The sequence below is a fragment of the Flavobacterium sp. 9R genome (assembly GCF_902506345.1).
Taxonomy (GTDB): Bacteria; Bacteroidota; Bacteroidia; order Flavobacteriales; family Flavobacteriaceae; genus Flavobacterium.
Genome location: NZ_LR733413.1, coordinates 1,060,636 through 1,072,792, shown reverse-complemented (window position 1 = coordinate 1,072,792; position 12,157 = coordinate 1,060,636). Strand labels below are relative to the sequence as shown.

Sequence of the window (12,157 nt, the reverse complement as noted above, 5' to 3'; positions counted from 1 at the left end):
TAACATAAAAAACAAACACAGCAAACCAAGCTTTCTAAAATGTATGAACTTCAATTCTATTTTAATTCTTGGGAATGTTTATCTTTGCCCGAAGTAAAATTGGCATCTATTTATGACTACAACCTCAAGAAGATTTCCCGCAGAATGGGAAAAACAACAAGGAATCCTATTATGTTTTCCACATAACGGAAAAGACTGGCCTGGAAAATACGAAGCGGTACAATGGGCTTTCGTAGAATTCATCAAAAAAGTAGCCACCTACGAAACTGTTTTTTTGGTAGTTGCCGATGAAAATCAAAAAGAAAAAGTCACTGAATTGCTAACAATGGCTACAGTAAATTTAGAGCAGATATCCTTCATCATTCATAAAACCAATAGAAGTTGGATGCGTGATTCTGGTCCAATCATTGTGAAGAACGGTAATCAAAGAGAAGCCTTGAATTTCAATTTTAACGGTTGGGCTAAGTATAAAAACATCAATTTAGACAAACACGTACCGAGTAAAGTTGCTGAACATTTACAACTTCCCTTAACTCAAGTGACTTACAAAGGAAAACCCGTAATTGTAGAAGGTGGCGCCATAGATGTAAATGGACGTGGTACCTTGTTAACTTCAGAAGAATGCTTAATGCATCCTACGATTCAGGTGCGTAACGAAGGCTTTACAAAAGAAGATTATGAAGCGGTTTTTAAAGAATATTTAGGTGTGACCAATGTCATTTGGCTTGGAGATGGTATCGAAGGTGATGACACACACGGACACATCGATGATTTGTGCCGATTTATAAACGAGGACACTATTGTCACCATTATAGAGACTAATCCAGAAGACAGCAATTACAAACCTTTGCAAGACAACCTAAAACGTTTACAAAATGCGAAACTAGAAAACGGTCAAGCACCTGTAATTGTTACTTTACCTATGCCGAAACGCATTGATTTTGATGGATTGCGTTTACCTGCGAGTTATGCTAATTTTTTGATTTTAAATAACTGTGTTTTAGTACCTACTTTCAATGATGTAAATGACAGAGTAGCTTTGAATATTCTTTCAGAATGTTTCCCTGATAGAGAAATCATTGGCATTAGCGCTATTGATTTTATTTGGGGATTTGGAACTTTGCATTGCTTGAGTCAACAAATTCCAAAGTAATACTAAACACTATTTCAATACAGTCCAATCGTATTTTTGTCTTATCGAGCGCAGTCGAGATATAACAAAGGTTCTCGACTGCGCTCGAACTGACAAAATGGACTATTTTATATAATTTAGTGGTATAGATACAAATTTAAAGTAAATAAAAAACGACTGTTAGACAAATCTAACAGTCGTTTTCATTTAATGATAATTGATTATTTTTCTTTGGTAAAAGGAATCACTTGTCCGTTTCCTGTAATCACCATATCAAAACCTGTTTTTGCTTCATTGAACTTGAATTTTAATCCAGCCGCAGGAGCCTCAAATGTATTTGCTTCACCAGTTACTGGAGTCGCTGTAAAAGAAGGGTACCCTGATATTTCAACATTCAAAGCACTATTCTTTTCCGTCAAAGTTATTTTCAAAGGCGCATTGGCTGTAGCATAAACCCCTAAATAATCATCAAGAATAACATCTTTTTCTAATTTACCAGTAGCAGCAGTCCAAGTATTATTAGCAGTATTTGAATCTGGGAACACGTGATCTGGATCAATTACAACACTTTCTATTTCTTCGGTAGAATTGTGTTTGAATGACCAATCCTTGTTACGTTGCCAAATTTCAACTGGTAATTTTACTCGAGTAACTTTACCACTTTTGGTTTTAATATCAACAACTATCGGCATCGCCATTTTTTCGAAATTCTCAATAGTGATAATGATTCCTTTTTTCGGGTCATTTTTCACATATTTTACTGAGTTTACACCTTGATCCAAACGCCAGTTGTATTGGAACCAACCTCTCCAAAACCAACTCAAATCTTCACCAGCAACATTCTCCATAGTTCTAAAGAAGTCATCAGGAGTAGGATGTTTGAAAGCCCATCTTTCCACATAGGTTTTAAAAGCCGTATCAAAACGCTCTGGCCCTAAAACTTGCTCTCTCAAAATCACTAAACCAGAACTTGGTTTAAAATAGGCCAATACCCCAATGTTTTTCTCTTTCATATTATCAGGAGAACTCATAATGGTCTCTAGTTTAGGGCTAGTCAGCATTTCGCTAATTTGGTGCAAATCTGATGGTCCATCTTTGTATTCTCCTTTGTTAAAATCAACACCACTTAAGGAATTGATAAAAGTATTGAAACCTTCGTCCATCCAAGCGAATAAACGTTCGTTAGACCCAACAATCATTGGAAACCAAATATGTCCAAACTCGTGGTCTGTCACTCCCCATAAATCTTTTCCTTTGGACTCCCATCCACAAAAAACAATCCCTGGATATTCCATTCCGCCCTCATTTCCTGCAACATTTGTCGCTACTGGATAAGGATATTCTAACCAACGTTTAGAATAATTTTCGATAGAACCTTTTACGTATTCGGTAGAACGTCCCCAAGCCTCGTTGCCTGCAGATTCTACTGGATAAGCTGATAAGGCTAATGCTTTTTTACCGCTAGGCAAATTCATTCTCGCTCCATCTAGGATAAACGCAGGAGAAGAAGCCCAAGACATATCACGAGCGTTTTTAATTTGATAATGCCAAGTTTTTGTAGCTGATGCATTGTTTTTTGCTGTAGCATTTACTTCATCCGCAGAACGAATCACCACCGTTTTATCACTAACTAAAGCTGCTTTGTATTGTTTGAATTGCTCAGCAGTATAAACTTCAGCTGGATTCAGCAACTCACCTGAACACACCACCATATGATTGGCTGGCGCAGTAATTTTAATATCAAAATTACCATACTCCAAGTAAAATTCTGAAGCCCCTAAATAAGGATTCGTATTCCATCCGCGTACATCATCGTACACACACATACGAGGATACCATTGTGCCATTGTGAAGATTTTTCCGTTTTTAGTTTCCAAAACCCCCATACGGTCAGAACCTTCGTTTGGTGCAATAAAAGAAAACTCGATTTTCAATTTCACACTTCCTCCTTTGGCAGCAATAGCTTCAGGAAGAAAAACTTGCATACGAGTATCTGTAATAATAAATTTTACATCGGTTGCTGTTTTGGCTTTTCCAGAGATAGCTTTAACCGATTTAATTTTAAAACCCGCGTCAAAAATTTGTCCTTGACCTCCATTTCTACTTCCTGTCAAAGGAACTAAAGCCGTTCCCCTTGAATCTTGTTTGAACAAATTCTGCTCTAAATTCAACCAAAGAAAACTTAATTTATCAGGGCTGTTATTAGTATAAGTGATTTCATCTGAACCTATGACTTCATTGGTAGCATCATTTAATTTAGCCGTTAACTGATAATCAGCACGGTTTTGCCAGTAAGCAGGTCCAGGTTCACCACTTGCTGAACGCGTAGAAGTACCGTTTTTAGTATAAAAATGCGGTGCAAACGCATCGTGATAATCGTACTTAGAAACTAGTTCTTTTGTTTCAGCTGGAGCAGGTTGCTGACCAAAAACGGAGAGTACTCCGAAAAAAATGCCCAAGCAAGAAAGCCACTTTGTCTTCATAATATCTATAATTTGTGTTAGTGTAAGCACAAATTAAATGAAAAAATAATTATTTATAACATTAGCTCGAAACAAATTAAGATAATTCTTAAGGTTTAGTGTATTCAGCTTCTCTGTTTATAGGAATATCAATATCTTTACCTTTCATTTATAAAATAAAAAAATCGTGACTACAATTTCCATAAATAACGACCAAATAACGGCTCAATTTAAAACACTTGGAGCCGAATTATTTTCTTTAAAAGATAAAAACAACAAGGAATTCATTTGGGAAGGTGACCCTAATTTTTGGGGAAAGCACTCCCCTATTTTATTCCCAATAGTAGGTTCTTTAAAAAACAATACTTTTGAATATAATGGTAACTCCTATTCACTACCACGTCACGGATTTGCTCGTGAATTGACTTTTGAAGTAATAGATAAAAAGGAGGACAGCGTTACTTTTTCATTACAATCCAATGAAGAAACGTTAAAAAAATATCCTTTTTCGTTTGAACTTCAATTGAGCTACACCCTAATTGGTAGTTCATTGCATTTAGGATACAAAGTCATCAATACATCGGATACTGTACTTCCATTCTCGATTGGTGGACATCCTGCCTTTGCTTTACCAAAAGCATTCGATAGTTACCAATTACAATTTGACGGTTTAGACTCTTTAACTTTTAACTTATTAGAAGAAGGGTTGATTTCGGATCAAACGAAAACCATCGAAATCCCAAATCAACAATTGAATTTGGAGTATCCGTTATTTGAAAATGATGCTTTGGTGTTTAAAAATATACCTTCAAAATCTGTAACAATTTTAGAAGAAAACCAACCCATACTCAAAGTAAACTATGCCGATTTTCCAGACCTTGGTGTTTGGACACCAGTAAATGCTCCTTTTATTTGTATTGAACCTTGGTTCGGTTATTCAGACACCCCAAATAATTCAGGAAAAATTATTGAAAAAGAGGGGATTCAAATGGTCGAGCCAAATTCTTTTTTTGAGTCAAATTATACAATAACGCTGCTTTAAATTAAATAAAATGTTAACCATCAACTTCTCTCCTTTTCCGAATTTAGAAACCGAAAGACTCATCTTAAGAAGAGTGCTGCCTTCTGATGTCAAAGAAATGTTCGAATTGCGTTCCAATCCAGAAACTATGAAGTACATCCCAAGGCCTTTGTTAACGAATCACGAAGAAGCCTTAGCTCATATTCAAATGATGGAAGACAAAATTGAAACCAATGAAGGAATCAATTGGGCTATTACATTAAAAGGTGATGATAAGATGCTAGGAGTTATTGGACATTATCGCATCAAACCCGAACATTACAGAGCCGAGGTTGGCTATATGATTTTACCTGAATATCACGGAAAAGGAATTACTTCAGAAGCAGTTCAATGTGTAGTAGATTATGGCTTCAACACTATGCAATTGCATTCTATAGAAGGGGTAATTGACCCTGAAAATGAAGCTTCTCAGAGAGTTTTACAAAAATGTGGATTCGTCAAAGAAGCACATTTTAAAGAAAATGAATACTTTGATGGTAAATTTATTGATGCTGTAGTATATTCGAAACTTAACCCTATTTAGCATTTAATGATACCCAAAAAGAAGCATAAAAAGATTCTCAGTACATACGCAATGGTCGTAATGTACTGTTTGGGTCTTTTTTTTTCTTTTACAATGCTAATTTTACAGGAATGGCAACATATTCATTACCAAAATCAGCTTAACCAAACTGACAAATTTCAATTGCTCCATTTTACTGCAAAAGAATGGGATGCCAAAGACAATAAAAGAGAGTTTCAGATTAATGGTGTATACTACGATGTGCAATCCATCAGCTACAAAGAAAACGGAGTTGTTGCCAAAGTAGTAAAAGATGAGTTAGAAAATGAAATCAGGCTTTTGCTTACTCAAACTTTTCAAAAACAAAAATCTATTCCTGCTCACAAGAAAAAAGGGCATTTTTTATCCGTACACGAACCTACTTCAACCCAATGGAAAATAGAAAATAGTCCCGAATTTTTCATAACTAAAAATTCGATAAACAATAAAAAAAATATCTGCAATTGGCTTTTAAGCCAAAAACTATTTCGTCCACCCTGCTAGTTTAATTTTTAAATAGATTTTTTATAAAATTAAACCAAAGCAACTATGAAGAAAACAATCACTTTGTTGACTTGTCTATGCTCATTTATGGGCTTTTCGCAAGCAACAAAAGACAGCGTGAATGCTGTTGAATTAAATGAACTAGTGGTCAGCGCTAGACGTTTTGCACAACCAAAAAAGAAAATGACACAGCAATTAGAAACGCTGTCCAAAAAACAAATCGAGTTTCAAAACTTTCAAACCAGCGCTGATGCACTTGCGAATTCTGGAACATTGGCGGTTCAAAAATCACAACAAGGTGGCGGTAGCCCAATCATTAGAGGATTTGAGTCAAGTAGAATTTTATTACTCGTTGACGGCATCCGAATGAACAACCTTATTTATCGTGCGGGGCATTTGCAAAATATTATCACCGTTGATAAAAATATGCTAGAAAACATTGATGTGCTCTTTGGCCCTTCTTCTACCGTCTATGGAAGTGATGCAATGGGTGGAGCGATTTTTCTTCAAACCAAAAACGCCCGTTTACTTGACGAAAATGACAATAAAATGTTTTCAGGAAACGTATTATCTTCTTATAGCACTGTAAACGAAGACAAATCAGGACATTTTGATTTTAATTATGCTGGCAATCGATGGGCAAGTCTAACCTCTTTTTCTTATAATGAATTTGGAGATTTAAGAATGGGAAAAAACAAAAATAGAAATAATGCCTTCTTTGGAGAACGCCCTTTTTATGTAGTAACCAATAACGGAGTAGACACTCAAGTGGCTAACACAAATAAATACATTCAGAAATTCTCTGGCTATACGCAATATGATTTTATGCAAAAAGTAGTTTTTAAGCAAAACGAATCTACTAAACATCAATTGAATATTCAATATTCCACTACTTCTGATATTCCAAGATACGACCGCTTAACAGACACCAATACAGCAGGCAAATTAAGGTCGGCAGTTTGGAACTATGGACCACAAGACAGATTTTTATCTGCCTACAAACTTGTAAAGAAAGACATTTTTGGTTCTACAACCTTGAACTTAAACGCTAGTTATCAACGAGTAGAAGAAAGCAGAATTACCAGAAGCTTTGGCAGTGCCAACCAAACTTCAAGAATAGAAAAAGTAAACGTGTATGCTTTGACTTCTGATTTTAAAACTAAAATTGGGAATGGTGATTTGGTATACGGTGCCGACTTTTATTATGATGATTTGCAATCAAAAGGAATTCGTAAAAACATCCTAACTGGTGTCGAATCCGTTACAGATTCACGTTATCCTGATGGAAAAAACAATACACTTAGAGCCGAAGCATTTGCTTATTTCAATAATGACATTACTGATTTGACAACATTCAATACTAGCTTTAGAGGTGGTTATACACAATTGAATAGCGAAGCAGACACTAATTTTTTCAAACTTCCTTACACCACTGTTAAACAAGAAAATTTCACCTACAGTGGTGCCGTTGGAATTGTTCATAACCCTAGTAAGAATGTGAAATTAGTATTCAATTTCGCCTCAGCTTTTCGAGTACCTAATATCGATGATTTGGCTAAAATTTTCGAATCCGTTCCTGGAAGAGTCATTGTACCCAATCAAAACATAAAACCAGAACAATCTGTAACTGCAGATATGGGCATCACCATTTGGGAAGGCAAACGCTTTCAACTAGAAAATACTTTCTTTTATACTAAATTGTATGACGCTATTGTAACTTCGCCTTTTACACTTAACGGTCAAAATAGCATAATTTATGAAGGACAAGTAAGTCAAATCTACGCGAATCAAAATCAAGGAAAAGGCGAAATTGTGGGGCTGTCAACTTCACTCAAATGGTATCTGCTACCAAAATTACTTTTGTATGGTAACTTCAATTATACCAACGGAAAGGTTGAGAATAATTCAGGTCGATTTCCATTAGACCATATCGCTCCAACCTATGGAAAATCTGGCTTGAGTTATGAAGCCGATAAGTGGATGGTGGATGCTTATGTTTTATACAATGGCAAAAAAAGATTAAAAGATTATTCTCCAAGCGGGGAAGATAATTTACAATATGCGCCAGCCAACGGTATGCCTTCTTGGGAAACCTATAATTTAAAAGGAGCTTATAAATTAATAAACAATCTTACTGTTTTTGCTGGCCTTGAAAACCTATTAGACACCCAATACAGAACCTTCGCTTCTGGAATAAATGCCGGAGGACGAAATTTTTACCTTGGCGGAAAGTATACGTTTTAACCAATTGAAATAACAAGTGTTGATTAATTTATATCTAAAAAATCAACACTTGTTTATTATTAATCCATATTCGGCTCAGAATTTTCCCAAAATTAGATTTACCTTTGCCGCAAATTAAACAAATATGAAAAAAATTATTGCTTTAATATTTCTACTAATAGTCTCTACAAGTTTTAGCCAAACCTATATCAAATTTAATGGTGTAACAGCACTAGTTGGAGTTCCTAATATTGGGGTTGAAACAAGCATTGGGAAAAAATTGACTTTTAGTTTTGATGTAATGGCTTCGTTCTGGAAATCCTTTGATGGTCATCATCCGATGCAATTTTACACCTTTACCCCAGAAGTTCGCTACCACTTCAAAGAAAAATATAAGGGTTGGTATTTTGGTGGACATATAGGTCCTGATATCTACAAAATTCAAAAATGGAATTATTGGAATACCAATAAATACGAAGATGGTTTTGGATATAGAATTGGAGCTACAATTGGTTACAATTTCAAAATCACTGAAAAAATTAATCTAGATGCTTTTGTTGGTGGCGGTTGGCATCAGGGTTTTTATAAAGGATACTACAATGATGGTACACCAGGACGCTATGAAAAAGCAGAAAAATACAACAAAAGCGGGGAATGGTTACCATATCGAGGAGGTCTAATGATTACCTACAAATTGAACTAAAACTTTGACAAAGAGCGCAAGTATAGTTCTTCAACTTTTTTTCTAGCCCAATCCGTTTTTCTCAAAAATGCTAAACTAGATTTTATACTTGGATTGGTAGTAAAACATTTAATTTTAACCAATTCACCTAAAGTATCAAATCCATAAAAAGCGATTAATTGCTCTACTATCATTTGTAAAGTAACACCGTGTAGAGGGTCTTTTGATTGTTGTTTCATAAAGCAAAAATACAATTAATGATTCAAAATAAACATAAAAAAGGTGTTTACAATTTGTAAACACCTTTTTACTTTTTAACTAATCTAAAAGAATCATAATAATTCATCAAAAACTTAATAACTCAAATTCAAAACAGTTTATCATTACAATGGAGTAACTCTTACATAAAAATTGTTTTAAGTTGTATGTCAAAAATAGTAACTAATTCTATGGTAATGAATGATAAAAATCAGGTATTAAAAAAAGAACTAAAACTATATTTCCAATATTTTTATTTTTATCCTACATTTGCTGTCCTATGCTAAAATCAGTTAACATTCTCAACAAAAGAGCGCGCTTTGATTATGAAATAATCGAAACCTACACTGCTGGAATTGTACTTGTAGGTACCGAAATTAAATCTATTCGTTTAGGTAAAGCCAATATTACCGAAAGCTTTTGCGAATTCAGTAATAATGAATTATTTGCCATCAATACATATATCGAAGAGTATGCTTTTGGAAACCAATTCAATCACAAAGCCAGAAGTGAACGTAAATTGCTATTGAACAAAAGAGAGTTAAAAACCTTAGCTCGAAGTGTTCAGGCTAAAGGACTAACTATTGTGCCGCTGAAACTATTTACCAACGAGAAAGGTATGGCAAAACTGCAAATAGGTCTTTGTAGAGGAAAGAAAAATTACGACAAAAGAGAATCTCTAAAAGAGCAAGACACTAAAAGAGATTTAGATAGAATAAAAAAAGCGTATTGATTTTTAACTTTTATTAAGTATAATCGTTATTTTTACTGTTAAAACCAAAAAAATAACGATTATGAAATTGTATTTAACTTCCCTATTTTGTATTTTACTTGTTAGCTGTGGTAGCAATACTGCAATTGTAAACAGTTGGAATGACCCAGAAACGACAATCACGCAAGAACAATTCAAAAAAGTTTTAGTAGTAGCTTTAGTAAAAGACGAAGCAACTCGTAGAACAACTGAAAACAGAATTGCTTCAGCAAATCCTATTTTCAAGACTTCTTTTCAATACTTGAATGGCACTAACCTTCAACTAACAAATGAACAGAAATTAAAAATCCTTAAAGACGAAAACTTTGATGGAGTATTAACTATGCGTTTGGTTAGTACAGAAAAAGAAACCAATTACGTTCCTGGCACAAATACTTCCATTTATTATGGAGGAATTGGAGGAATGTATACTGGAATGTATGGATATGGTTTCGGAAATTGGTATGGAATGTATTCCCCAAATTTCTACTCTCCGGGTTACTATCAAGAAACTACGTATTATATGGTAGAAACTAACATTTTTTCTCTGAGCAAAAACAAATTAATTTGGACAGGGACTACAAAATCATCTTACATCACTGATATAGGATTAACAGTTGATGAAATCATGAAAACACTTTATAAAGAAATGATAAAAGACGGTTCTGTAACAAAAAAGTAGCATTTGAATAACCATAAAAAAAGGGATTTGAAAATTATTTTAAATCCCTTTTTCCATTTAATTTTTATCTTCTAATAAAGGGACAAATCGAAACTCTCCAAACTCGTGCTTTTCAAATTGAGTGGCATTTTTCCGAATTAATAATGTCATTATTTGAACATCTTCCCCTAAAGGGATGACTAACCTACCTCCTATCTTCAACTGAGCCATTAAAGGTTTTGGAATAATAGGCGCGCCAGCCGTTACAATTATACTATCAAAAGGTGCATGCAGTGGCAAACCTTTATAGCCATCGCCAAACGACAAATGCTTGGGCCTTAAGCCTAATTTAGGAAACAAAACTGAAGTTTTTTTGAACAATTCATTCTGACGTTCTACACTGTACACTTTTGCTCCCATTGTACACAAAACAGCCGTTTGATATCCTGAACCCGTGCCAATTTCTAATACTTTATCATCTTTTTTAACCTCCAATAATTGGGATTGAAAAGCGACAGTGTAGGGTTGCGAAATCGTTTGGCCAGCTCCGATAGGAAAAGCCTTATCTTGGTAAGCATAATCCTCAAAACTAGAATTCAAAAAAAGGTGTCTTGGTATCTTACTTATTGCATCTAACACGTTCTTATCAGTTATTCCTTTTTGTTGCAAAAGGCTTACTAATTGATTTCGAAGTCCTTGATGTTTGGCAGTATCTTTCAAATCTAAAACAAATTATTTCGGTAAAAATAAACTAAAAATTCAAATTCCAAATGAAAAAGAAAACCAAATAAAAATTAGCTTTTTTTAATAAAAAGAGGCTTTAATTTGGAATTGTAAAAATTGGAAATTCTCATTAAATTGTTATTTTTGTAGAAAGAACATTCTTATGCTAAAAATTGGAGTATTGGGTGCTGGTCACCTAGGAAAAATACATTTGCGTTTGTTGCAACAATCAGAAAAATACGAGTTGGTTGGTTTTTATGATGAAAATCTAGAAAATGGTCAAAAAATTGAAAAAGAATTTGGCTACAAACAATTCAAAACTATCGCTACTCTAATTCATGCTGTTGATGTCATTGATATCGTTACACCAACGCTTTCTCATTTTAAATGTGCCAAAGTTGCCATTAAATCTGGAAAGCACGTCTTCATAGAAAAACCTATTTCTAATACCGTTGATGAGGCTCTTGAAATTATCGCTTTAGCCAAAGAAAATAATGTAAAAGGACAAGTGGGCCATGTAGAACGATTCAATCCTGCGTTTATTGCTACCAAGAACATGATTGAAAACCCAATGTTTATTGAAGCCCATCGCCTAGCCGAGTTCAATCCGCGTGGGACAGATGTACCTGTTGTACTCGATTTAATGATACACGATATTGATGCCATTCTAAGCGTAGTTCAGTCCAAAGTAAAAAATGTAAGTGCTAGTGGTGTATCTGTTATTAGCGAAACTCCAGATATTGCCAATGCAAGAATTGAATTTGAAAACGGTTGTGTCGCCAATTTAACCGCCAGCAGAATTTCGATGAAGAATATGCGTAAATCAAGATTTTTTCAAAAAGACGCGTATATCTCTGTTGACTTCTTAGAAAAAAGATGTGAAGTGGTTAAAATGAAAGATGCTCCGGAAGTTCCTGGTGATTTCGATATGATTTTACAAAATGCAGAAGGAGTAAAAAAACAAATCTATTTTTCTAATCCAGAGGTAGAACAAAATAATGCTATTTTAGACGAATTAAATTCTTTTGCAGACGCAATTAACAACAATACTACCCCAGTTGTTACTTTAGAACAAGCAACAGAAGCCCTAAGTGTAGCCTATCAAATTATTGATTGTTTTAATAAGCAGTAGGCTTTGA

Annotated in this window: 12 protein-coding genes; 9 read left to right on the top strand and 3 right to left on the bottom strand. The window is 34.4% G+C overall.

Going from position 1 to position 12,157, the window contains the following annotated elements; all coding sequences use genetic code 11:
• Positions 1 to 112: 112 nt before the first annotated feature.
• Entirely contained in the window at positions 113 to 1,153 is a 1,041-nt protein-coding gene (locus FLAVO9AF_RS04775; protein WP_159685134.1) for an agmatine/peptidylarginine deiminase, read from the top strand.
• A gap of 200 nt (positions 1,154 to 1,353) precedes the next feature.
• Here the strand turns inward: FLAVO9AF_RS04775 and FLAVO9AF_RS04770 are convergent, their stop codons facing one another.
• Complete coding sequence (locus tag FLAVO9AF_RS04770) at positions 1,354 to 3,615, bottom strand: M1 family metallopeptidase (protein WP_159685131.1); 2,262 nt, start codon at positions 3,613 to 3,615, stop codon at positions 1,354 to 1,356.
• Between the two features lie 166 nt (positions 3,616 to 3,781).
• Between FLAVO9AF_RS04770 and FLAVO9AF_RS04765 the strand changes: the two genes are divergently transcribed.
• The 5 genes from FLAVO9AF_RS04765 to FLAVO9AF_RS04745 all read left to right on the top strand — a co-directional run bounded on the left by FLAVO9AF_RS04765 (position 3,782) and on the right by FLAVO9AF_RS04745 (position 8,646).
• Positions 3,782 to 4,636, top strand: coding sequence for an aldose 1-epimerase family protein (locus FLAVO9AF_RS04765; protein ID WP_159685128.1), 855 nt, complete (start codon positions 3,782 to 3,784; stop codon positions 4,634 to 4,636).
• Between the two features lie 10 nt (positions 4,637 to 4,646).
• Positions 4,647 to 5,198: a GNAT family N-acetyltransferase gene (locus FLAVO9AF_RS04760; RefSeq protein ID WP_159685125.1), complete on the top strand. Its 552-nt coding sequence runs from the start codon at positions 4,647 to 4,649 to the stop codon at positions 5,196 to 5,198.
• A 93-nt stretch (positions 5,199 to 5,291) separates the two neighbouring features.
• Positions 5,292 to 5,720: a hypothetical protein gene (locus FLAVO9AF_RS04755; RefSeq protein ID WP_159685122.1), complete on the top strand. Its 429-nt coding sequence runs from the start codon at positions 5,292 to 5,294 to the stop codon at positions 5,718 to 5,720.
• Positions 5,721 to 5,765: 45 nt separating this feature from the next.
• Positions 5,766 to 7,964 carry a TonB-dependent siderophore receptor gene (locus FLAVO9AF_RS04750; RefSeq protein WP_159685119.1) on the top strand — a complete coding sequence of 733 codons (2,199 nt, stop codon included), beginning with the start codon at positions 5,766 to 5,768 and terminating at the stop codon, positions 7,962 to 7,964.
• Between the two features lie 124 nt (positions 7,965 to 8,088).
• A complete protein-coding gene (locus tag FLAVO9AF_RS04745) occupies positions 8,089 to 8,646 on the top strand; it encodes a DUF3575 domain-containing protein (RefSeq protein ID WP_159685116.1) in 558 nt (185 codons plus the stop codon).
• On the opposite strand, the gene FLAVO9AF_RS04740 is transcribed toward FLAVO9AF_RS04745, so the two are convergent.
• Complete coding sequence (locus tag FLAVO9AF_RS04740; protein ID WP_159685113.1) at positions 8,643 to 8,864, bottom strand: VF530 family DNA-binding protein; 222 nt, start codon at positions 8,862 to 8,864, stop codon at positions 8,643 to 8,645. The genes FLAVO9AF_RS04745 and FLAVO9AF_RS04740 overlap by 4 nt on opposite strands.
• 299 nt (positions 8,865 to 9,163) lie before the next feature.
• On the opposite strand from FLAVO9AF_RS04740, the gene smpB reads away from it, so the two are divergent.
• Both smpB and FLAVO9AF_RS04730 read left to right on the top strand, forming a co-directional pair.
• Positions 9,164 to 9,616, top strand: a complete 453-nt coding sequence (gene smpB / locus FLAVO9AF_RS04735; RefSeq protein ID WP_159685110.1) for an SsrA-binding protein SmpB — start codon at positions 9,164 to 9,166, stop codon at positions 9,614 to 9,616.
• Between the two features lie 61 nt (positions 9,617 to 9,677).
• On the top strand, positions 9,678 to 10,316 hold the full coding sequence (locus FLAVO9AF_RS04730; RefSeq protein ID WP_159685107.1) for a hypothetical protein: 639 nt from the start codon (positions 9,678 to 9,680) through the stop codon (positions 10,314 to 10,316).
• 57 nt (positions 10,317 to 10,373) lie between these two features.
• On the opposite strand, the gene FLAVO9AF_RS04725 is transcribed toward FLAVO9AF_RS04730, so the two are convergent.
• On the bottom strand, positions 10,374 to 11,015 hold the full coding sequence (locus FLAVO9AF_RS04725; protein ID WP_159685104.1) for a protein-L-isoaspartate(D-aspartate) O-methyltransferase: 642 nt from the start codon (positions 11,013 to 11,015) through the stop codon (positions 10,374 to 10,376).
• Positions 11,016 to 11,181: 166 nt separating this feature from the next.
• On the opposite strand from FLAVO9AF_RS04725, the gene FLAVO9AF_RS04720 reads away from it, so the two are divergent.
• The gene (locus FLAVO9AF_RS04720) at positions 11,182 to 12,150 is read left to right on the top strand and encodes a Gfo/Idh/MocA family protein (protein ID WP_159685101.1); all 969 of its coding nucleotides are present in this window, start codon (positions 11,182 to 11,184) and stop codon (positions 12,148 to 12,150) included.
• Positions 12,151 to 12,157 lie beyond the last annotated feature (7 nt).

What these genes read in the sequence shown, in the direction of transcription:
- FLAVO9AF_RS04775 (WP_159685134.1), top strand. Translation starts at nt 113, where the DNA reads ATGACTACAACCTCAAGAAGATTTCCCGCAGAATGGGAAAAACAACAA.
- FLAVO9AF_RS04770 (WP_159685131.1), bottom strand. Translation starts at nt 3,615, where the DNA reads ATGAAGACAAAGTGGCTTTCTTGCTTGGGCATTTTTTTCGGAGTACTC.
- FLAVO9AF_RS04760 (WP_159685125.1), top strand. Translation starts at nt 4,647, where the DNA reads ATGTTAACCATCAACTTCTCTCCTTTTCCGAATTTAGAAACCGAAAGA.
- FLAVO9AF_RS04755 (WP_159685122.1), top strand. Translation starts at nt 5,292, where the DNA reads ATGCTAATTTTACAGGAATGGCAACATATTCATTACCAAAATCAGCTT.
- FLAVO9AF_RS04750 (WP_159685119.1), top strand. Translation starts at nt 5,766, where the DNA reads ATGAAGAAAACAATCACTTTGTTGACTTGTCTATGCTCATTTATGGGC.
- FLAVO9AF_RS04745 (WP_159685116.1), top strand. Translation starts at nt 8,089, where the DNA reads ATGAAAAAAATTATTGCTTTAATATTTCTACTAATAGTCTCTACAAGT.
- FLAVO9AF_RS04740 (WP_159685113.1), bottom strand. Translation starts at nt 8,864, where the DNA reads ATGAAACAACAATCAAAAGACCCTCTACACGGTGTTACTTTACAAATG.
- smpB (WP_159685110.1), top strand. Translation starts at nt 9,164, where the DNA reads ATGCTAAAATCAGTTAACATTCTCAACAAAAGAGCGCGCTTTGATTAT.
- FLAVO9AF_RS04730 (WP_159685107.1), top strand. Translation starts at nt 9,678, where the DNA reads ATGAAATTGTATTTAACTTCCCTATTTTGTATTTTACTTGTTAGCTGT.
- FLAVO9AF_RS04720 (WP_159685101.1), top strand. Translation starts at nt 11,182, where the DNA reads ATGCTAAAAATTGGAGTATTGGGTGCTGGTCACCTAGGAAAAATACAT.